The organism is Acinetobacter sp. YH12145 (assembly GCF_013418335.1).
GTDB lineage: Bacteria > Pseudomonadota > Gammaproteobacteria > Pseudomonadales > Moraxellaceae > Acinetobacter > Acinetobacter amyesii.
On sequence record NZ_VPCE01000004.1, the window covers coordinates 22,722 to 45,090 of the forward strand.

Annotated in this window: 14 protein-coding genes; 9 read left to right on the forward strand and 5 right to left on the reverse strand. The window is 43.1% G+C overall.

Annotated elements, in window-relative coordinates; genetic code table 11:
* Position 1 precedes the first annotated feature (1 nt).
* Positions 2 to 3,772: a UvrD-helicase domain-containing protein gene (locus FTU80_RS04515; RefSeq protein WP_257221432.1), complete on the reverse strand. Its 3,771-nt coding sequence runs from the start codon at positions 3,770 to 3,772 to the stop codon at positions 2 to 4.
* Positions 3,769 to 7,554, reverse strand: coding sequence for an exodeoxyribonuclease V subunit gamma (locus tag FTU80_RS04520; RefSeq protein WP_180084362.1), 3,786 nt, complete (start codon positions 7,552 to 7,554; stop codon positions 3,769 to 3,771). The genes FTU80_RS04515 and FTU80_RS04520 overlap by 4 nt, the downstream gene beginning before the upstream one ends.
* Positions 7,555 to 7,733: 179 nt before the next feature.
* Here FTU80_RS04520 and FTU80_RS04525 point away from each other — a divergent pair, with 179 nt between their 5' ends.
* Positions 7,734 to 8,255 carry a hypothetical protein gene (locus FTU80_RS04525; RefSeq protein WP_180024754.1) on the forward strand — a complete coding sequence of 174 codons (522 nt, stop codon included), beginning with the start codon at positions 7,734 to 7,736 and terminating at the stop codon, positions 8,253 to 8,255.
* 141 nt (positions 8,256 to 8,396) lie between these two features.
* Here the strand turns inward: FTU80_RS04525 and FTU80_RS04530 are convergent, their stop codons facing one another.
* On the reverse strand, positions 8,397 to 9,815 hold the full coding sequence (locus FTU80_RS04530; protein ID WP_180084363.1) for a phosphate--AMP phosphotransferase: 1,419 nt from the start codon (positions 9,813 to 9,815) through the stop codon (positions 8,397 to 8,399).
* A gap of 205 nt (positions 9,816 to 10,020) precedes the next feature.
* Between FTU80_RS04530 and FTU80_RS04535 the strand changes: the two genes are divergently transcribed.
* The 7 genes from FTU80_RS04535 to FTU80_RS04565 all read left to right on the forward strand — a co-directional run bounded on the left by FTU80_RS04535 (position 10,021) and on the right by FTU80_RS04565 (position 16,312).
* Positions 10,021 to 10,734, forward strand: coding sequence for a hypothetical protein (locus FTU80_RS04535; RefSeq protein WP_078192822.1), 714 nt, complete (start codon positions 10,021 to 10,023; stop codon positions 10,732 to 10,734).
* 226 nt (positions 10,735 to 10,960) lie between these two features.
* Positions 10,961 to 11,905, forward strand: coding sequence for a bifunctional demethylmenaquinone methyltransferase/2-methoxy-6-polyprenyl-1,4-benzoquinol methylase UbiE (gene ubiE / locus FTU80_RS04540; protein ID WP_078192823.1), 945 nt, complete (start codon positions 10,961 to 10,963; stop codon positions 11,903 to 11,905).
* Between the two features lie 16 nt (positions 11,906 to 11,921).
* Complete coding sequence (locus FTU80_RS04545; RefSeq protein ID WP_180084364.1) at positions 11,922 to 12,590, forward strand: SCP2 domain-containing protein; 669 nt, start codon at positions 11,922 to 11,924, stop codon at positions 12,588 to 12,590.
* A gap of 18 nt (positions 12,591 to 12,608) precedes the next feature.
* A complete protein-coding gene (locus FTU80_RS04550; protein WP_180084365.1) occupies positions 12,609 to 14,228 on the forward strand; it encodes an AarF/ABC1/UbiB kinase family protein in 1,620 nt (539 codons plus the stop codon).
* Between the two features lie 103 nt (positions 14,229 to 14,331).
* The gene (locus tag FTU80_RS04555; protein ID WP_180084366.1) at positions 14,332 to 14,520 is read left to right on the forward strand and encodes a hypothetical protein; all 189 of its coding nucleotides are present in this window, start codon (positions 14,332 to 14,334) and stop codon (positions 14,518 to 14,520) included.
* Positions 14,521 to 14,845: 325 nt separating this feature from the next.
* On the forward strand, positions 14,846 to 15,925 hold the full coding sequence (locus tag FTU80_RS04560) for a patatin-like phospholipase family protein (protein ID WP_180084367.1): 1,080 nt from the start codon (positions 14,846 to 14,848) through the stop codon (positions 15,923 to 15,925).
* A gap of 72 nt (positions 15,926 to 15,997) precedes the next feature.
* Positions 15,998 to 16,312 carry a hypothetical protein gene (locus tag FTU80_RS04565; protein ID WP_078189807.1) on the forward strand — a complete coding sequence of 105 codons (315 nt, stop codon included), beginning with the start codon at positions 15,998 to 16,000 and terminating at the stop codon, positions 16,310 to 16,312.
* Between the two features lie 69 nt (positions 16,313 to 16,381).
* On the opposite strand, the gene FTU80_RS04570 is transcribed toward FTU80_RS04565, so the two are convergent.
* Positions 16,382 to 18,562, reverse strand: coding sequence for a SulP family inorganic anion transporter (locus FTU80_RS04570; RefSeq protein WP_180084490.1), 2,181 nt, complete (start codon positions 18,560 to 18,562; stop codon positions 16,382 to 16,384).
* Positions 18,563 to 18,811: 249 nt separating this feature from the next.
* The gene (locus FTU80_RS04575) at positions 18,812 to 21,172 is read right to left on the reverse strand and encodes a Tex family protein (RefSeq protein ID WP_180084368.1); all 2,361 of its coding nucleotides are present in this window, start codon (positions 21,170 to 21,172) and stop codon (positions 18,812 to 18,814) included.
* A gap of 335 nt (positions 21,173 to 21,507) precedes the next feature.
* Here FTU80_RS04575 and ompR point away from each other — a divergent pair, with 335 nt between their 5' ends.
* Complete coding sequence (ompR, locus tag FTU80_RS04580) at positions 21,508 to 22,272, forward strand: two-component system response regulator OmpR (protein ID WP_078189809.1); 765 nt, start codon at positions 21,508 to 21,510, stop codon at positions 22,270 to 22,272.
* The last annotated feature ends 97 nt before the right edge of the window (positions 22,273 to 22,369 follow it).

Below are 22,369 nucleotides of genomic sequence, written 5' to 3' on the forward strand. Positions count from 1 at the left end.
TTCACGTTTTAGCCACAACCTTTTCGCTCAATATTGCATCGAGGTTTTGAATGAATGTATCCGCCGGCTTCCAGTGATATACCCCACGATCGGACTGTCCATCCATACCGCGAAGATACAAATAACTCGCCCCACCCAAATGCTGCTTCATGTCATAGTCTTTCATCACGGCTTTCAAATAACGATGTAGGGCCACCAAATATAAAGCCGCCTGCAACCAGTAACTAGAGTGACTCATACTTTCTCGAATATAGGTATGATTGTAATGTGCGGTCTGATCGCCTAAGAAATTACTTTTATAATCGGCAATGTGATAACGCTGACCATCAAAATATACCAAGTCAATCGACCCCGTCAGATAGCGTGCCGTAAACACATCATTCAAATCTTGTATCTGTAAATCTGGCTCATTTAGGCTTTCAAATAGCATGCGTATTTTACGTATTGCCAATGCACGATCCGCCATACTTAAATGAAAGTCCATTTCTGAACGGTATTCACCATCGTTTAACTGATGCAGGCTAAAACCATCATGCAACGGTGTATGAATGATTTGACTGTACCATTCCTGCATTTCTTCAATCAGTTCAGCTTCATCTTGTTCAGGGTTAGCCGTTTGCCCAAACTGTTTAATCAAATTTTGCAATATTTGCGGCGAATCAAACTCAACATCACTATGAAAACGCGATGCGATGGCTTTGGCCAACTTATCTTCTGGGGTGCTAAATCGAACTTTTTCCATCAACTTGTGCAAGAAACTTCCGGGCTTGGTTCCCTTTGGAAAGTGCCGTTTAATCCAACTAATTTTCTCTGCAGTTTCTGCTTCAATGATTTCAATTTGTTCAACTTCATCGGCAGCCCTGTCTTCTGGCTCGGTCATTGCCGCCGCCAATTGGTCACGTTGTATGTGCGCCTTATGCGCCGTGCGCGTGAGCGCGGTAAAACTGGTGGTTTCCCGTGGATAAAAATGGCTGTTAGGAATCTCTTCCGCCTCTAATACAACAGCTTCAACCTGAGTCTGGGTCAAAATCGGTGGTGCTGCACGCAGGACATCGGCATCCACACTTTCTGCATGTTGGAACAGATCAGGTGCGCTTCCACGCCAAAAAGTCAGTCCTGAACGCGCTTCTGCCACTTGTTTCTTTTCGACCTCATGATGACGTAGCACCGCATAAACACGATAACTGGCACGGGTCAATGCCACGTACCACAAGCGATGATGCTCTGCTTCATTGCGCGCATCATTTTGTTGAATATCATCTTCAGGTAAGTCCGAAGACTTCACAGCAATCACACGTTCTAACCCAAGGCTTTTTTGCTGATTGTCTTTAAGGGAAAAATTCAAATTGCCTTTTTCACTTAAGCCGGCATTTGCTCCCAATAAAAATACACAACCAAACTCTAAGCCTTTGGATGCATGGATCGTCATCAATTGCACCCCCAATTGCCCAGTCAATTTTCGCTCTTGGGTGCTTTCATTATTGATGCCTAAATTGATTTGGCGAATAAACCATTGATAAAGCTTATGTGCACCTGTGTAATGTTCACTTTGCTGACTTAATAATTCTGCGATATGGCGTAAATTCACCACTGTGCGTTCATTATCTCGACTTTGCCCAGCCACCAAACGCGTCCACACCTGAAAGACCGTCATGCAGCTATTCCACGCGCTGCGGAATCCTTGCTCATTCCAAATTTGTCGGATCTGTTCGAGTTTTTCGATAATTTCGCTCAGTCCATCTGCCTGCTGTTCGAGTGCGACCAGTTGTTTCAGATCAAAACCCAATAAACGGCTCAGCAGCGCACGTTTCACCTTGGCTTCTTGATAAGGATTTAAAATTGCGGTCAGCAAAGCGGCAACGTCTTGTGCGACGGAACTTTTATAGACGCTGTCCCGTGATGCTTTATAACAAGGAACACCCAGTTGCAATAAACATTGTTGCACTTGCTCTAAGTCGAAATGGTTTTGCCCTAAGACCGCAATATCGTTTGCTGTCAGTGCTCGCTGGATATTGTTGTCTTGAAAATATAAATGTCCTTGCTGAGCTTGGTTGAGTAATGACTGAATCTGCCAAGCTACTTGTTCAGCTTCATTTAGCGTTTCATCCAAAGCCAACCAACGCAGCGGTTGTGGATTGACTTGATCATGATCAATCAACGGAGGATGCTCGCGCTCCCCTGCTTGAATTGGGGTGTATTCAACATGTTCACCAAAATCCATTTGCCGATGAAACAAGGCATCCACCACTTCAACCAAATTTTTGACTGAACGATGGTTTTTGTTCAAGGTATAACAACGTCCACCCTTAGTTTGAATATCATGACGCGCTTTACGATAGGTCAGCATGTCACCGCCACGAAACCCATAAATCGCCTGTTTGGGGTCGCCGACCATAATCATACAACCCTGATGTAAGCGCTCCTTGACCCGCCAAATACTGGATAGCATGTCATCTTGATCTTGGTTGGTGTCTTGAAATTCATCGACTAAAATCAGTGGATATCTTGCCAAAACATGAGCGGCAAAACTGTCTTTCCCTGCTGCTGAGCTTTGCTGTAAGGCTTCCGATAAGGTCCTAATTTGTTGTGAAAAGGTGGTTTCGCCAGCGTGGGACAACACTTGAGGTAAACGCTTTTTGACTTCCTGTGCCAAATAAAAGTTTAGAAATTGTTCTGCTTGATTGATATGTTCATAAGCATTGAGCACCGCTCGGAGTTGTTGCACAAAAGCATGTTGATAAAATTCTTTTGAGACATCTGGCTGCTCTTCAACGACTTTGTCTTTAAATACACGTGGCTTGAATTCAGTTTTATTCGGATCATAAAACAATGAACGAATGGCTTTCATTGTCGGTTGTAACACGTCGGACTGAGTCAATACCCCTTGGCTACCCGAATCTTCAAAGTGCTGTAAAAACTCGGGAATGCGTGTGTTAAAGGTGAAAAAGAATGCCCCTTTATTAAAACGCCGAGCGTCGACAAGGTTCTTATAATGACTTGCGGCATCAAAACACGCTGCAAGTTCTACACGAGCAGCAGGCAGCATTTGCGCAAGCTGATGACACATCGCCTCAAAATGTGCCAAAGCATTTTCGGGTAATTCAGGGACACGTAAATCCACCGATGGGAAGTTTAGACTTTCCTTTACCACGCCCAGATAGTATTCAGGGCCTTTCAACTGATGATTCAACAGCAAATATTCAATCAAATGCGCAGGCTGCTGCTGGATCCAATCTCTTAATAAATCATGAATAATACGTTCAATATGTAGATCTTCATCTTCACTGATTTGCACCTGTTCAATACGACCACTTTCAAAGGCAAATTCACGTAATAACTTTTGACTAAAGCTGTCTAAAGTTCCGACAAAGAGTTCTTCATATTGTTGTAAGACCACGTTCAGCCGATTGTAGGCATAATCTAAATGATGCCCATGATCTTTCAACACCTGCTGATACAAAGGGTCACTCAAACTCTGCTGAAGTTCGGCCAACTCATCTTGAGGTGCCGCTAACAGGCTATAAATAAAGTCACGGGTTTCTTCAATCCGCAGTCGAACCCGCGCTTTGAGTTCCGCTGTAGCCTTACGTGTAAAGGTAGTGGCAATGACCTGATTCGGCATATAACGATCGAGAAAAATCCGCACCATCAGACTGGAAAGCGTATAGGTTTTCCCTGTACCCGCAGAAGCCTCTATCCAATGGAGTCCTGTAAAGCTCATGTCTGCAATCGGGTTGGTGGAAATATTCATCGTTTGCTGTGGCATATTCATTTTTTCACCTCAGGCTTGATGACATTGAGTTTTTTTAGGCCGTCATCCGCCTCGGTATCCATCACATGATATAAACGTTCTGCATAATAACGACAGGACAATGCCAGAAGTTCATCTGCCGCTTGTTGCTGTAAAATAAAGCTCCAATCACGATGGTGGCTATTGGCTTCATTCGACTCCAAATCCACTCCACCAAAACTATGATTTTTCAGCCATTCCTCTTGAAGCTTTGCAAAATTATCAGGCATGAGTTGGCCTGTTTCATTTTCCACCCAAGTGCATTTTTCTTGGCGAATTAAAGCAGCAGGCAGCACCACAGGACGTTTTTGCGCATGTTTCCACATCGCCAGCCATTCACTGAGCTGTAGCTTGGCTTGTGCAGAGCTTAAACCACAACAGACTATGCTTTTATCATTACAAATCACTTCCCGACGATATGCAGCCCCCTCATCACCTAAGTCTAAATAGCTCAACCACAGTAGATATTCGAGCCACGTTTGCGTCTGACGTTTAGGCTTTGCCCCAGATGCCATACAGCTTAACCAATGCATACTCTGACGGTCTTCAGGCACGGTGATGCTCAGTATCAAATGCGGTTCAAGCTGTAAGTTTTGTAAAGTGGTCGCAGTTACACAACGTCCATCTAAACGTGCTAACAATTGTGTCTGCTCTTGCAAACTAAGCTTCCACGTTGCTATTTGGCTATGTCCTACAGGCAGTACATCTTGGAATAATGCTATATCTGGTTCAGTTGGAGTCGTAGTGTTCTGATCCTCAGCTTGATTGACACGAGATGCAGGCTGCACATAATGCTTTTGCAACAAGTCACGGACATGGTATTGCTGTAAACGGTCAAGTAATAAAGGCTCTTTCTGTGGTAACTGATCACCGGTATACACACTGGCCACACCAAGCGTTTTCAAATATACCCGAGCTGGGAATACCACATCTTTAATCCATTCCTGACCATCTAACACCCTTACTTCTTGTGCATCATGCACTGGATAATCAAGGTTAATCCAGGGTTGGCGTTGTCCAGACTGATTTAAAATATGTTCCGCCACAGCAAACCATTGATCTTTATATCGTACGTTTTTCGACTGCTGAAATCCTGTCGGGTCAAATGGCTGCAAAGGATAAATATGATAGAGCGGTTCGAGTTGCTCTGGAATTCGTAACCCATCCAAATCCAACATGGCATCATGTGGCTGATCTAACTGCTGGGGTTGAATCATTCGAGCAAGGAATTGGCTAAACTCATAAATGACAGATGATGGTTCACGACTTTCACCTCCATTGACATCAAAGCCATTATAGAAAATCCATAAGGACTTTCGGGCAAATAACAAGGCATCTAAAAATGCACCTTTATCATCTTCCAAACGTGAGCGATCACCCAATACTGGCTTAAACACATCCATTAAATCAAAAGGTACTTTCTGATCACGACGTGGGAATTTTCCACTATCCATGTTCAACAACACCACCAGTGAAAATGGGACTTGACGGATTTTACCCATGTCTGCAAAGGTCACTGAACCAGTTGGTTCGATCTGATCGACAGAACCATCGATGCCTTGTTGTATCTCTTTGAGCAATAAAGATAGTGGTAAATTAAAGCTATTTGGTAGCGACTCAACTTTTTCACTTTGGGCATTTTTCAATCGTTGTGTCATTGCACGCATCACACCGCGTATGGTTTCAAATGCTCGACCACTGGCTTCCACAAAAGGCTTTAAATCTGCATCTAATTGTTGCAACCACACTTTGACAGTCTGTGTGCTGAGATTCGGATTGAGCCAATCTCGACGCGCACTGATATCTCGGTAGATCTGAATTAAAGTTTGAACCAACTCAAAATCACTACTCGACACCCCTGCAAAACTTAAGGTGTCCTCAAATACGGCATGTTGTGGTATCGCAATTCCTAAAGCTAAACGGTCTAATGCAAATTTAAAGGTATAACGATAATCTCGGTCTTGCTCGGACAAATAAGCCAACATGTGCTGTTCGTCTAAACCACGACGGAAACCAGCTTGAATCAGCAGTTCCATCATACGTTCCATTTGCACATGGTCGAGCTGATACAGTTCTTGCACCGCATTCAAATTCAGCCAATCATGAAAATCTTCTGCGGTAAAACGACCTTGGCTAATTTCAATGCGTCCAACGAAAGCTTGCCATGCATTTTGAATATCTTGGCTGACCACCCCTGCAATTTTTACTGGGATATAAGGTAAATCCACCGCACTGCGTCCCATGCCACGAGTCGTCGAAAAGACCGTCCGAATATGCGGTTCAAGCTCTTTTAAATTTGGCACCAAGACCAAGATATCACTCGGATGGCGTGGCTCCTGTTCCGTGCCCTCGGCCAACCAATGTACCAACTGCTCACGTAAAACCTCTAATTGACGCAGGCTAGAATGACAGACATGAAATTGAATCGATTCATCTGAACCCGCGAGTGCATATTGATGCTGTTCGGGCTCTTCTAAAGTCATGATGTCATATTGAATTTGAGCGAGCAGCGTTGTCGGCTCAGTATCTGGAAAAATATCTTCCCAGCCTTCGCCACCAGACATATTCACCAATAATGCAAAGTTATCCCGCGCACGTTTGCCTAAACGCGTCAGTAATGAATGCTGAGATTCACGAAATTCCGCATTGGTCGTACTCAGATAGGCCTGAATTTGCGCTGTGCTGACATTAGGATTTCGTTCAATATAACGCTGTTGCAATTTTAGGTTATAACGATCTTTCCAAACAGGATCGACCATGTCTGCCCAATACTCACGCGATGGATTGAAATACAACAAATGTACTTCGGTATACGCCGCCAAACGATATAAAAATTTGAGTTGTGCAGGTGGTAGTTCTAAGGTAGTAAAGACGAAAATCTGTTCAGGTAAACCGTTATAGGTTTGATGACGCTCATCATCATCGCGTTCATCATCCTCAGCATCCAAATCAAACTGCTGCTGCCGATTTTGCTCAGCATGCGCCAAAGCAAACCAAAATTTATTGTCTATTTCCTGACGGTCATTAAAATCTTTTTTGAATACTTGATGCCACAGCCAACGCTGCCACTGCTCTAGTTGTCGAGCCTGCGTCGGTAAATATTCATCAGCTTGTTCAGGTTTCAGACCTGTGAGTTGCATAATATTTAATGGCTGGTTATGACTCCACGCTTTTAGCCAGTCGGTATCGCAATGTGGACAAATCCATTGCTCAACACCTTCATCTGGGGTATGAATACAACTGCCACGAAAGGCCATGTAGTTGGTAAAAAGCCGGGTGACTTGAGCAGCGATCCAGTACAACATTTCTTGGCGCTTTTGCTCACGTATTTTTCGATCTGAGAGTTGTGCTGTGTTGTCAAAAATACGCTGAACTAAGGGCTGCACGTCTGTCGGAATCTGAGCAGCATCAAACTTGTCTGCCGCAATAAACCCGGCTAAAGCATTATAAATACGCCATTGCATAATCAATGGCGGCATGTTGATACCTTTAATTCGCTCACGGTCTTGTTTGTTCGGCAAGGCCCAATCGTAGGCTTTCCACTGCAACCCTAAAATTTTACGATGATGCTTAATATTGGCACTAATACTGATTTTTTCAGCAACTTGTTTTTCTAACCATGCTGCAATGGCTTGATCGGGTACCACGATATGCCGTTCTTGCAAGACAGATAATGCATTAGTCGACTGATTTGATTTCAATTTTTTGATTAGACAATCCACCAAAACTTCGATTCTTTGACTCTGAATTACATGTATTGCCATGGATTACCTTTACAGCCTGAGTGACCAACTACTACAAAACAACAATGATTATTTACTATACATCTTGGGCTGTCTATGCGACTTTGACAAGAGAATAGATTGCAAAAAATGCTTTTAAACAAGTATCTTAATGATACTTTATGAGAAAAAAACCAATCCAGTATTAAGGGTATTTGCTTATGAAAATTGATAACATTCCTGATTCCATCGACCCTAACTTAAATCTGGACATTATTCGCGCTGAATGCTTAGAGCTCGTCAAAAAACGTGCTTATTTTTCAGCAGGTGCAGCTATTATTCCTGTGCCATTTTTGGATGTGGTGATTGACGTCGGAATTTTGTCACAGCTCATTCCAGAAATTAATGCGCGTTTTGGTTTAGCGCCAGATCAAATTAGTGTGTATGATCCGAAAACCAAACAAATTCATTGGACAGAACTGCGTAAACGTGGTGTCGAATTTTCTGGTTTAGTGGTTGCACGAACCGCGATGAAAAAATCGCTAAATAACATTGCAGCAAAATATATTACCAAACAAGTCACTAAATTTATTCCATTAGGTGGACAATTGGTGGCAGCCAGTTTGGGTTATATTGTGATGAAAAAAGTCGCTGAAACCCATGTAGAAGAAAGCTACCAATTGGCAAAGCGTATTCAACAGAAATTTCCGAACCAACCTGTCCCAACACCTAACAATGGTTAACGAAACGATGTATAGCGCATCAACAAGATTTAAGAATCAAAGCGATTTAAACCATAGATCTAAAGATGAAGTAAATCTGAAAATGAGCGAGTTTTGAAAATGAAGAAAAAAGCCACGAATTGCGTGGCTTTTTTCATAAAATCAATCTGCTTTCAACTGCGCTAAAATCGTTTTTAGCACTTGTAAACGAGCACTATGCTTATCATTGGTCGCAATCACATGCCACGGCGCATATTCTGTATTCGTGCGTTGCAACATATCTGCAGCAGCTTTGAGATAGTCATCCCAACGGTCACGATTCCGCCAGTCATCTGGAGTAATTTTAAAACGCTTATGCGCGGTTTCTTCTCGAGCTTTAAACCTTGCTGCTTGCTCATCCTTTCCAATGGCTAACCAGAACTTGATGACAACCGTTTGACTGTTATATAGGTCCTTTTCAAAGCGATTAATTTCATCGTATGCCCTCTGCCATTCAACGGTATTAGCAAATCCTTCAATCCGCTCAACCAAAACACGACCATACCAACTGCGATCAAAAATCGTGATTTTCTCTTCAGGGACAATTTTATTCCAAAAGCGCCATAAGTAAGGACGGCGTAGTTCATATTTTTCAGGTGCTGCTATAGTATGAATTTCATATTCGCGTGGGTCTAACTTTTTAACAATACGTTTAATTGCTCCGCCTTTCCCTGCGGCATCCATCCCTTCAAACACGATCACCACGTTGCGTGAATCAAAACGTAAAGCTTCAGCCACCTTACGGCTTAATTTTTTTAATTCTTTTTTATAATCGGCTTCATCAGCGACGGCTGTACTTGGCTCCAATAAAGCCTGTGGTGTTTTGGCTTGTTTCCAACGCCCTACCGCTTTAGTTTCATGTGTTGGACAATGTTTTAAAGTGCGTAAAATATACTGTGCAAATTGCTGATCACGGACTTGCTCATCTTCACAGTCGATAATGATCCAGTCATGACTAAAACGCTGACGTAAACGTTGCAAGTTGTCATATTGTTTTTTATTGCGCCAATCTAAACCATGCAATTTATGCCAACGCGCTTCACTCGGGTCCATTTCATCCAAACGTTTTTGTAAAGATTTCCAAGATAAATCGAACCAGACCTTAATCACATCGACATGATTATTTTTTAGGTCTTGTTCATAGGCCCGCATGTTCTCAACATATTCATCAAATAAGGTTTCATCCAAAGGCTTCGACACATGCATGGCGGTACTGAGCAAATCACTGTACCAGTTTCCAAACATCACCATGATTTGCCCTTCGGCAGGAATAAACCGTGCATAAGACTGCCAAAACGTTTGTTTTTGATTAAACATGATCGGGGCATCCGCTTTCACCCTTAAGTAGCGTGGATCGACCCATTCGCGGAGCTGTTTGACAGCCTCTCCCTTACCCGCAAGCTCGATTCCACTCACTAAAATCAACATGCTTTTGGCATTGGGCTGACGGCTGGTATTTTTCAGTTGATACTGCGCTTCAATCAGCTCAACCGAGAGTTGTTCTTCATCCATCAATTGAAATTCTGTTTCTTTTAAGCTCATGGCGGACCCTTGGTTTTATTCTGTTTTGAGTATAACCATGCCATTCATCACACAACAATGCTTTCATGTATATGCTGAAATGCAAAATATGACCGTTTCTGCAACAAACTGACTCAGATTGACCTGTAATTTCGTCACTTTGTCATAGCCCTAAGCTCCAACACCCACTAAGATTCAAACATCTAAAAAATAATTGAGACACTCAATGTCCAAACTTGCAGTATTAGATGATTTACTTGAACTGTATTACCAGTTGAACTACCACAAAAAGCCAGAAATTTTACAGCGTTTACAAGATGTCCAGCAGTGGCAAAAACAGCGTATGCAACGCACGCATGCCGTACAATTTGCTGAAAAACACAATGTGCTGATGTCTGAATATTTTATTAATCGTTTATATGGCGGTCCTGATTTTGATGCATTAGCAGCACAAATTGCTCGTCTCACGCGCTATGCACACAAAGCTGAAAAATTGATTCCAGACAATGCTATAAAGACTGGTACTTCGGGCGTACAACTTGCCATTTTAGCCGTACAGCTTGATGAACAAGTGGCCATGCAATTATTAGAAGATTATCCATCCAATCTGCCCCTAACCGATGAAATGATGCGCCAGACTTATCTTAAGCTTGATCAGGGCAAGGACCGTATGTTACAGCTGCAACTATTGGACGATTTAGGTCGTAATTTAGATAAATATATGCGCTCATTTATGGTCTATACCGCCTTTAAGATGTGCAAAGGTGCAGCAATAAAATATAACTTCGAAGTGATGTATGACTTTATGCAAGATGGCTTTCTCGCAATGAAACCACTTAAGTCAGCAGAAAAATTTGTCCGCGAATTTACCACTGTAGAACGTCAAATCATTGACCGTGTACATGCTGGAGACCCGAACCCGTTTCAGCCTGCGGCCTAACAAAATTATCATCCCCATTCAGCCCACATTTGATATAAAACAAACAGGGCGCTCAAAGCTGAATTCAGCTTTTTTATAGGGGTTTTGCAAAGCAATTACAGCAGCCCCTTATTTTTTCTGTATATTATTCACAACAAATGCAAATGACTGCTGTATAACAACAGAGAATCTGTCATCATGCTTACAAAGTAACATTAACCCTATTTATAAGTTAGGAGTGACTCTAATGTCTAACGAGAATCAAACGCCTGTCCCTACACCTGAGTCGGCACAAAATACAGACAAAGCGAGTCCATTCTTAACTGAACCTTTACCACAAGGGACAGCGCAAGGTCAGCAACAATCTTTAGAACAACGTCTGACCGACACACCTGTGACAGGTTCAGTACCCAAATATAATCTGCCACGTGGCGCGAACACAGGTAATGTTGGGCCAACCACACACTTTGGTTATCAGACCGTGAGCAGCGAAGACAAAGCGCAAAAAGTCGCGGAAGTTTTCCACTCAGTGGCTGCGAAATACGACATCATGAATGATTTAATGTCATTTGGTATTCACCGTCTATGGAAACGTTTTGCCATTAACATGTCAGGTGTTCGTCGCGGTCAGCACGTACTGGATATTGCAGGCGGTACAGGTGACCTTGCTAAAGTGTTCAGTCGTGAAGTTGGTCCGACAGGTCATGTGGTGCTTTCAGACATTAACGAATCGATGCTCAATGTCGGTCGTGACCGCCTAATTGATGCTGGTTGTACCAATGTCGATTTCGTTTTGGCCAATGCTGAAACTTTAGAACCTTTTGCAGACAACAGTTTTGACCTATTAACCATTTCATTTGGTCTACGTAACGTGACTGACAAAGATGCTGCTCTTGCTGCAATGTACCGCGTTCTTAAGCCAGGTGGTCGTTTACTGATTTTAGAATTCTCTAAACCGGTATTTGAACCATTCTCAAAACTGTATGACTTATACTCATTCACTGCATTACCAATTATGGGCAAAATCGTAGCAAATGACTCTGAAAGTTATAAATACCTTGCAGAATCAATTCGTATGCACCCAGACCAACGTACTCTTAAAGGTATGATGGAAAATGCAGGCTTCCAAAACTGTGATTATCACAACTTAACGGGTGGTATCGTAGCCGTACATCGTGGTTTCAAACTTTAATACTGCAGGCTGAACTATGTGGTCGATTCTCGCACTTGGTGCAGTTGAACGCTTAATTCATCATTTCATTGATCTGGATACTATTACTCGCATCCAACTGAATGAATTGCAAGGCAAAATGCTTCGTGTGGTGATCGACTCACCACAGTTGTCGGTGGATGTGTTTTTTGACAATCAGAAAGTTCGCTTAGAACCGACGCCAACAGGACACTCTGAAACCGCATCCATCTTTGAGCAACGCCCTTACGAGCAGCAGTCAAGTACGACCGAAGCAACGGCGACCTTGCATGTCAAAACGGTCGTCGAGCTCCTGAAACTGCTGTTGGCTGAAGATGTCGGCAATATCCCATTGCAAGGTGATTATCATTTATTGCAGGATATCCAACGCATTATGCAGCAAGCTGAGCCCGATTTAGCTTCGCATTTAAGCCCTTGGATAGGTCCAAGCCTTGCGCATGAAATTGGTAAGTTGCAACTTGCACCCAAATATCTCAAACGTACTTTACAAAGCCATTTGTTCTTTGCTGAAGACGCGTTAAAAGAAGATTCCGGCTTGTTTGCCCCACGTTGGCAGATGGATGACCTGAATCAAGACACACGAATTTTGAATCAAAATCTGGACCGTGCAGAAGCAAAAATTCAGCAACTGCATAGCCAAATTGACTCATTACAAGACAACACTTAAGACTAGGTAATTGCACATATGATTCCGCACGTTTCACGTTTACTCGACCTTTGGCGCATCGCTGCGCACTATAGACTCGACACGTTGTTTCCTGCGGAAGAATTACCGGAAAAAGCCCGTCATATTCTTTCTCTCATTCGCATGCACCCTGCGGCATGGTCAAGCCGCGAGCGTAAAAATCCGCTCAAGCTCAAAGAAGCCATGGAAGAGATGGGCCCGCTGGCCATTAAAATGGGGCAATTACTGTCTACCCGTCGTGACTTGATTCCACCTGAAGTTTTACAGCAATTGGTACTACTACAAGACCGTGTAAAACCTTTTTCGAATGACGTTGCCAAAATGCGTATTCAGGAATCACTAAAAGCGGATGTGAATACCTTATTTGCACGCTTTGACGAGCAGCCTTTAGCCGCAGCATCTATTGCACAAGTGCATACTGCAGCCCTGCATGATGGTCGCGAAGTCGTGGTAAAAGTGACTCGCCCAAATATTCGCAATCAAATTCTGGAAGATTTTGAAATATTAGAGTGGCTTGGTCAGTTCCTTGAAAAACGTCTAGAAGCCGCTCGTGCCCTGCATTTATCTGAAATTATTCAGGACTACCGTCAAATTATTCTCAATGAATTGGATTTGACTTTAGAAGCGGATAACACCCGTCGTATGCGTCATTACTTCACCGGTTCAAGCATGATGTACGTGCCTGAAGTCTATATGGATAGCCGTGATGTCATGGTCGAAGAACGTATTACGGGTGTACCGATTTCAGATATTGTGACTTTTGACCGTTTAGGTATGGATCGTAAAGATTTAGCCGAAAAAGGGCTCACCATTTTCTTTACCCAAGTGTTCCGCGATAACTTCTTCCATGCAGACATGCATCCGGGGAATGTCTTCGTCGAAACCATCAATCCTAGCAATCCACGCTTTATTGCCTTGGACTGCGCGATTATGGGTGAGCTTTCAAAGCACGACCAAATGACCGTAGCACGCATGCTACTTGCGGTTATGAACAGCGACTTTATGCAGCTGATTCAAATCGTGCATCAAGCGGGTTGGATTCCACCGGGTACAGATCAAGATGCCTTAGCACGTGAAATGCGTCGCACAGTTGGCCCAATGGTCTCTAAACCAATGCATGAATTGGACTTCGCCGGCATTCTGATTCAAGTGATGGATATTGCGCGTCGTTTCCATTTAGAGATTCCGCCACAACTGATGTTGCTGCTCAAAACCTTGGTCCATGTCGAAGGTTTAGGAACTGATCTCTATCCTGAATTGGATATTTGGAGTTTGGCAAAACCAATCCTCACCGATTGGATTAAAGCGCAAATGAATCCTCAGAAAAACTTAAAAGAACTCGGACAAAAAATTCCAGACTTACTTTTAGGTGCGCAAGATTTACCAACGCTGATGATCGACAGTCTGAATGGCTTAAAAAATCAGTCGGCTTGGCATGCCAAACAACTGAATGAACTGCAAAGCATGCGCTTGCAAATGGAACATCAGCAAAAGCGTAGTTGGGTCTTTGGCAGTGTTATGGCCATCTTCCTATCCATAGCGATAATTGCGCCATGGTACGTTTCCATCGTATTAATTGCACTTTCAAGCTTACTTGCCATTTGGCGTGTGTTTAAATAATCTTTGTATTTAAAAAATATGTTGTATCCATAGCTCCTTTAAGCCCTTTGACAATAAAGGGCTTAAAGCTATAAAAACAAAAAATTAAATAAGGCTGAACGCCATGTCATACAGTTATTTAGGGGTACTGTATGGTCGAAATCCACTCAGAGCTTGTGCAGCGGCCTTGCTATATAGTTTTTCGACCCTGCTCGATGTGTTGGTTCAATTAAATATGCACATGCCTTTTCTAAACTGGCAACCGACAGCCAACACCACCCTGTATCGGATGCAACATAGCGCTGCATTTTAGTGGATCATTATCTTTAATGCACTTCCCTGTTTATTCCAGCTTTGTTTGCCACAGCAAAAACTGATGGCCGGGTTAAATTATTGGTTATTTGTTGGGACCGTGATTTTTATCATTAACTTTTTTACGTGGGCGGTCTTCCCAATGGCGACATGGGCAATTGTCTGCCTCAGTTTGTTTCAATTGCATCGGCATAATGAACAATTATTACAGCATTCGTGAGCGGTGCCCTGATATGACTGAGAAGTCATTTGTCGTAAGTTTCAGCCATTGGGTCTCTGCAAAAACGCACTAGAATAATTCTATGACTGTATTTTAAGCGACTGCCATGACTCAAATTTTGCAAAAAAAACCGCCTGCGCTCAATATCCGTGCTGGCCATTTAGCCCGCCAACTGATTGAGCAAGAGGGTTTAAACGCTGCTCAAGTGGATATCCTGCCCGGTGCTGCTGGTGGCCCGAAAGGCATTGGTATTCAAGGTTTAGATCAGGCGATTTTTGCTGACTTTTTGCCACGTGCGCAACAAAAGCGTACTTTAATTGGTTCATCGATTGGCAGTTGGCGCTTTGCCAGTATTGCTGCTTGGGGAGCTATCGAAGGCACGAAACGCCTCTCTGAGCTGTATACCAATCTGAGCTTTCATAAAAAGATGAGTCGTCAAGAAGTCAGCGATGTGTGTCGTGGCATGCTGATCGATTTGATTCAAGGTCAAGAAGCGGCACTGGTTAATCATCCTGATTATCACCTCACTGTGCTTTCAGTCAAAGCTCAGCATATTTTCCAAAGTGATAAAGCCCTGCCGCTGTTAGCCTCTGTCGCAGGGATCGTGGGCACGACAGCGCTTGCACGTAAACACAGTCGTTATTTCATGCAGCGTGTGATTAGTCAGCCTGTGTCAGGTCATCAATTTACCGTGGCAGATGATGGCTTTACCACGCATTATCATGCATTGACTCAAGACAGTGTTATGCCGTGGCTTATGGCATCTGCATCTATTCCTGGTGTTATGGCCGCGATCCGTGATATCCCTGATGCGCCACAAGGCAGTTACCGCGATGGCGGCCTGATTGACTATCATATTGACCTACCCTTCCAAAGTCAGGGCATCGTGCTGTATCCGCATTTCACGGATAGCATCACCCCAGGTTGGTTTGATAAATTATTTAAACGCCAAGCCAATCCTGAAAATCAGGCGCGTACCCTGTTGCTGTCACCTTCACAAGAATACCTTGCAAGCTTGCCGCTTGGCCGACTGCCTGATCGTAAAGACTTTACCCTCAAAGGCTTAGACAACCAACAACGCATTAAAATGTGGAATCAATGTGTGGCTGAAAGTCAGCGTATGGGCGATGAGTTTTTGGAGTTGGTTGAAAACCAACATTTCCCAGCAGTCATGCAAGCACTCTAAGCGTTACAGTAATCTCTTGCGAGGGACGCTATAATCCTGTTTCAGAATTTTGAGCTTATTTAGTATAGATTTATGCGGATATTTTTAACTGTTTTGCAGTATGCCTGCATCGCTTTTGCACTTTTCCTTGTTTATCAAGTGTCAACCGCCTTGATCAGCGGCCAATACGATTTAATGGAAGTGGTAGCAGATGTCGGTACCATTTTAATTTGTATCGATTTGGCGGTGTTTTTATTTACCAGTAATGCAAAACAAGGCATTAGCATCGAAGACTATGCGAAACAATTGGAACAAAAGCCGTCAAAATTGGTATATGTCACCCGTAAATTGGGACATTTCGGTATTTTGCTGATCATTACCAGTTGGATTGTACCGATGATTCGCTAATGTATTTTAGTTCAATAAAAAGGATCATCATGTGTTCATGATGATCCTTTTTATGTCATCGGATTTTATTTATCCGAAGAAATTAACCCGTCCAGTTTTTACATCATACACTGCACCAACAATCGCCACTTTACCTTCTTGCACCAACTGCTGTAGCACTTCACTATTTTGCAAAATATAGCGGATGTTGTAATGCACATTCATTTGCGTCACTTGCTCTAAAAATGCCGGACTCAGCGTTTGTGGTTGCATCAATTCGGCAACACGCGATACAGACTCATTGAGTGGCCCCAGCACATATTGAATATGTGGCATACGCGTCAGGCTCTGAATCGATTGACCAGCTAAATGCAACTGACAAGCACTGCTAACCGCACCACAGTCCGTATGACCAAGCACCACGATCACTTTGGCGCCTTTGGCTTCGCAGGCAAATTCTAATGAACCCAAAACTTTTTGCCCCGCGACATTCCCCGCTATACGTAAACTAAATAAATCACCAATTCCAACATCAAAGATCATTTCAGTCGGCGCACGAGAATCCATACAACCTAACACTGCCGCAATCGGATGCTGCCCTTCTTCAGCGGTCACCCGCAGTTGACGATAGATATCTCGTTGCAAACGCTCATTTTGTACAAACCGCTCATTGCCTGCTTTAAGCAAAGCGAGCACGGCCTCTGGGGTCAAACGTTGCTGTAAAGCTGCGGTACTGATATCAATATCTAATGCCGCCTCCTGCGCATCGGCATAATGTGCCTTGAAACCAATCAACTGTACTTGCACTTTACGCTGTGCTGCCTTTTCCTGTTGGTACTCTTGAATGAGTTGGAAAATATCAGCATCCATATCACTCACATGTGTGGCATCAATCACCACTTGTTCGCCGCGATGGATATGTTCCAATGCCGAGATTAATGCCGAACGGTTGAGAAAACTGACTTGTGAAGGCAATTCAATCCGTGTAATCACCCCATGTAAATGATGCTCTTTATACACCTTCAGTCCCTTATTAAAATTGGCGTATAAAATAAAGGCCGCACTACTGGCTAAACCAATCAAGATCCCGACCAATAAGTCTGTGAATAAAATCGCCAGTAAGGTAATGATAAAAGGAATAAATTGTTTCCAACCTTTTAAATACAGCTGTTTAAACAATTTGGGATGTGTCAGTTTAAACCCAGTGAGGATTAAAATTGCGGCTAATACTGAAAGCGGAATCATGTTCATCAAAGGCACTAAACACAGTACGGCAAACAAGAGCAATACGCCATGAAAGATGGCAGAACATTTACTTTTAGCTCCAGCACTAGCATTGACAGAACTACGAACAATTACTGACGTTAGCGGCATCCCGCCTATAGCACCCGAAACGACATTGCCGATGCCTTGCGCCCATAACTCTCGGTTGGGGGGTGAAGAGCGCTTATGCGGATCCAATTTATCTGCTGCTTCTAAATTCAATAGAGTTTCTAATGACGCCACAACCGCCAAAGTGATAGCGCCCGTATAAATCAGAGGATTATTTAAAGCGGTCCAATCCGGAAAGATCATCACATTTTGTGGCTGATCCCAAAGGTTAGGAAGTTGGATGAGATTTGATGGATGAACTGCAAAAGACGAGCCACTAAGCACCAACATGGCATTACATAGTGCAGCGAGGACTACAGCAACCAAGGCTGAAGGCAGAACCCAGTTTTTGCATGGACTCCTCTCCCAAAGTAACATCAAGACAATGCTACCTATACCGATCAGAACGGCACCGATATCCCATTGCAAATCGAGCGGCTGTGACTGCCACAGCACAGACCATGAAAATTGGTTCAAGCCAAACAAATAAGGTATTTGACTCCCAATCAAGATCAGCCCGATAGCTGCCAACAAACCCAATATGACATTGTTCGGAATAAAGTTGGCAAAGAAACCGAGCCGAAATATGCCAAATCCAATCTGTAAAATACCGGCAAAAACAATACACAATAAAAAGGCGGCATAGTTGCCGCCGAGTAGCTCAAGCTGTACCAAAATGACTGCTGTTAAACCTGCTGCTGGGCCTGCAACACTGATATGTGAGCCACTCAGTACCCCAACTAAAATACCACCGACAATGCCAGCAATAATGCCAGAGAGAATCGGTGCGCCAGAAGCCAATGCAATGCCTAGACATAGTGGTAAAGCCACGAGAAATACCACTGTTCCAGATAAAAAGTCGTGAATATGAAATCGATGTCGTTCAATTTTAGATGTCATCATTTTACCGTTTATAATAAATATCAAATAATTAGATGTGAGTATGTAAAGCCTAAAGTTTGTGACCACTTTATGGCGTGACTTATATTGTCTGACAATCGAACGATTCTATAGTGTGTTTTGATACGTGATTTGTGTGATTTTTACACTTTATTGCGAAGTTTAAGATTCAGCTCATTTATCTTTGATAGGCCGTAAAAGAAAATAAAAAAACCTCCCAAATGGGAGGTTTTTTTTAACAGTTCAAGATTACTTCGAACCTTTAATCCCTGCTTGTAATAACAACGCACCTAAACCACCAATTTTATTTTCTTGTGGTTTCGCTGCTTGAGGTTTTTTATGACCTTGTGGGCGGTCGCCTTGAGGACGAGACTGCTGTGGACGTTTCGCATGTGGCTTACGCTCACCGCGTTGCTCTTGCTGTGCATTGTCACGACGTGGTTGACGTTGTGGTTTTGCCGCAACAGCGCCTTCAGCACGCATAGACAAGTTGACACGGTTACGTTCAACATCGACATTCAAGACACGAACTTGAACAATTTGACCTGGTTTCACGACTTTGTGCGGATCTGCAATAAATTCATTTGCAAGTTCAGAAATATGCACTAAACCGTCTTGGTGTACACCCACATCCACGAATGCACCGAAGTTAGTCACATTCGTAACCACACCTTCAAGCTGTAAACCTTCAGTCAACTGCGCCACTTCTGTGATGTCTTCACGGAATTTAGCCGTGCGGAACTCTGGACGTGGGTCACGGCCTGGTTTTTCAAGTTCAGATAAAACGTCTTGAATTGTCGGTAGACCAAATTGGTCATTCACAAATTCTTCGGCGTTTACTTGGCGAATAATTTCAGTATTACCAATAATATCTTTGACTGTGGTTGCTTTCGCTGCCACAATTTTTTCTACTAAACCATAAGATTCAGGGTGAACAGCAGAAGCATCAAGTGGCTCAGACCCATCTTGAATACGCAAGAAGCCTGCTGCTTGTTCAAAGGTCCGCTCGCCTAAACGAGGAACTTTTTTCAAACTTTGGCGGTTGTCAAAACGACCATTTTCTTTACGGTAATCCACAATTTGCTGTGCAATTGATTTATTCAAACCCGCGATATAACCCAAAATTGCAGATGATGCTGTGTTGACATCGACACCTACTGAGTTCACGCAGTCTTCAACTACTGCTTCTAGTGTTTTTGCTAAACCGGTTTGGTTCACGTCATGTTGGTATTGACCTACACCAATCGATTTCGGATCAATTTTCACAAGCTCCGCCAATGGATCTTGTAAACGACGAGCAATCGACACTGCACCGCGAATAGATACATCTAGCTCTGGCAATTCTTGAGATGCCAATTCAGATGCTGAATAAACAGATGCACCCGCTTCAGAGACAGACACACGAATCAAATTCAAATCCGTATTCGCAGCCATCATTTCAGCCACAACCGCTTCAGTTTCACGGCTTGCAGTACCATTACCAATCGCAATTAATTCAACATTGAATTCGCGGCAAAGGCGCGCAAGTTCAGCAACTGAACCAGCTTTGTCTTCTTTCGGAGCAAATGGGTAAATAGTGCTGTGTGCAAGAACATCACCTGATGCATTGACAACAGCCAATTTCACACCCGTACGGATACCAGGGTCAACACCCAGAGTGGTACGCGCGCCTGCTGGTGCAGAAAGTAATAAATGACGTAGGTTTTCAGCAAATACATCCATCGCTTCAGCTTCGGCAGCCAAACGTTTTTCAGTCAATAATGAATGCTCAATAGCAGGACGTACTTTGCCCAACCAGAACAGTTTTGCTGTTTGTTTTAAGAAATCTGCACGCGCTTGTGGCTGAGCTGTTTCTATATTATATTCAGTTTCAATACGTGCCAATGGTGCATCATCTTCACCATCGACTTTTAAGCCTAAGACATTTTCTTGACGGCCACGTAGCATCGCCAATAAACGATGTGACGGCACTTTATTTAAGCTTTCAGAAAAATCGAAGTAATCACGGAATTTTTTACCGACTTCCTTTTTCTCATCACTTGCCACTAAACTTTTTAACATTGCTGTTTTTGCAAATGTTGCTTTGAGTTCAGTGGTTAATGGAATATTTTGCGCCCATTCATCAATTAAAATGTGTTGAATCGCATCAAGTTGACTTTCAACATCTGCATAATCTTCATGGCTAAAGCCTGCCAAAGCTTCCGTAGGATCGATCGCTTCATTAAAGATTTTTTCAGCGATTGGGCCTAAACCCGCTTCTTTGGCTTTAAATGATTTACTTGTACGTTTTGGACGGTACGGCGCGTAAATCTCTTCTAAAGCATTTTTCGTTTCTGCTGCATTCACGCGAGCAAGTAAGTCATCAGATAACTTGTTTTGTTCTTTTAGAGATTCGATTACCTTTTCACGGCGCTCAAATAAATCACGCAGGTAAGTCAGACGTGTATCGAGCTGACGTAATTGAGTATCGTCCAGACCTTGCGTCACTTCTTTACGGTAACGTGCGATAAATGGAACACTGGCACCTTCATCAATGAGCTTGATGGCAGCTTCAATTTGATTTGGACGTACGGCAATTTCTTTTGCCAACTGCTGAACTAAGTCAGTCATCGTATTAGATCCCTGCAAGGATAAGTTCTAAAAGCCATGATTATAAAGACCAAGACCATAAAATCCACAATTGTTTTTATAAATTTATTCGTGGTTTTTAATGCCAATTCATCTCAAATACACATTTTTTTACGAAACTGACTATGAAACAGCAAATTAGCGAGACTTAGACAAGCAAACTGATTCGAACAACATGTATACATTTGGTATCTATGTCTTGATTTTAACTGCAATATTTGTTGCTTTAGAGCATAGTAAATTTATATAAATGAATCGTATACTCAAGTGAAATCGACTTTTTGTTTACGATGACAATAAAGAATAAGGAGCACGTCATGAGTTTAGTTGTACCTGCTGAAAAAACAGATGCCGTACAAGCCGAAACCGACCGAGTCGAACGCATTCTGGTTGTCGATGATGATGTGCGTCTACGCACCCTCTTACAACGCTTCCTAGAAGATAAAGGTTTTGTGGTCAAAACCGCACATGATGCGACTCAGATGGATCGTCTGTTGCAGCGGGAACTCTTTTCCCTGATTGTGCTCGACTTTATGTTACCTGTTGAAGATGGCTTGAGTATTTGTCGCCGTCTGCGCCAATCTAGCATCGATACCCCAATCATTATGCTGACCGCTCGTGGTAGCGATTCAGACCGTATTGCAGGACTTGAAGCCGGTGCAGATGACTATTTACCAAAACCATTTAACCCGAATGAGCTATTAGCTCGTATTCGTGCGGTCCTACGTCGCCAAGTGCGTGAAGTTCCGGGCGCACCAAGCCAACAAATGGAAGTGGTGTCTTTTGGTCCGTGGTCACTCGACCTGTCTACTCGTACATTAACCCGTGAAGGTCAAGTCGTCACATTAACCACGGGTGAATTTGCCGTACTCAAAGCATTAGTTCAACACCCTCGTGAACCACTGACACGCGACAAGTTAATGAATCTTGCTCGTGGTCGTGAATGGGGTGCTATGGAGCGTTCAATTGACGTTCAAGTTTCTCGCCTGCGTCGTTTGGTTGAAGAAAACCCGGCACGTGCGCGCTATATTCAAACCGTTTGGGGCGTAGGTTATGTCTTTGTTCCAGATGGTGCTGAATAAGCCATAAAATAAGACCTGAGAATCGAGTCACCGTACCTCTTGTCCGGAAATGCCATTCGCTGCTGTCCGAGCCACTTGAAATTGAATGAATAAAAGT

Coding starts and splice junctions, on each gene's coding strand:
- ompR (WP_078189809.1), top strand. CDS start 21,508: ATGAGTTTAGTTGTACCTGCTGAAAAAACAGATGCCGTACAAGCCGAA.
- FTU80_RS04555 (WP_180084366.1), top strand. CDS start 14,332: ATGTCATACAGTTATTTAGGGGTACTGTATGGTCGAAATCCACTCAGA.
- FTU80_RS04550 (WP_180084365.1), top strand. CDS start 12,609: ATGATTCCGCACGTTTCACGTTTACTCGACCTTTGGCGCATCGCTGCG.
- FTU80_RS04520 (WP_180084362.1), bottom strand. CDS start 7,554: ATGGCAATACATGTAATTCAGAGTCAAAGAATCGAAGTTTTGGTGGAT.
- FTU80_RS04525 (WP_180024754.1), top strand. CDS start 7,734: ATGAAAATTGATAACATTCCTGATTCCATCGACCCTAACTTAAATCTG.
- ubiE (WP_078192823.1), top strand. CDS start 10,961: ATGTCTAACGAGAATCAAACGCCTGTCCCTACACCTGAGTCGGCACAA.
- FTU80_RS04560 (WP_180084367.1), top strand. CDS start 14,846: ATGACTCAAATTTTGCAAAAAAAACCGCCTGCGCTCAATATCCGTGCT.
- FTU80_RS04575 (WP_180084368.1), bottom strand. CDS start 21,172: ATGACTGACTTAGTTCAGCAGTTGGCAAAAGAAATTGCCGTACGTCCA.
- FTU80_RS04515 (WP_257221432.1), bottom strand. CDS start 3,772: ATGAATATGCCACAGCAAACGATGAATATTTCCACCAACCCGATTGCA.
- FTU80_RS04565 (WP_078189807.1), top strand. CDS start 15,998: ATGCGGATATTTTTAACTGTTTTGCAGTATGCCTGCATCGCTTTTGCA.
- FTU80_RS04530 (WP_180084363.1), bottom strand. CDS start 9,815: ATGAGCTTAAAAGAAACAGAATTTCAATTGATGGATGAAGAACAACTC.
- FTU80_RS04545 (WP_180084364.1), top strand. CDS start 11,922: ATGTGGTCGATTCTCGCACTTGGTGCAGTTGAACGCTTAATTCATCAT.
- FTU80_RS04570 (WP_180084490.1), bottom strand. CDS start 18,562: ATGACATCTAAAATTGAACGACATCGATTTCATATTCACGACTTTTTA.
- FTU80_RS04535 (WP_078192822.1), top strand. CDS start 10,021: ATGTCCAAACTTGCAGTATTAGATGATTTACTTGAACTGTATTACCAG.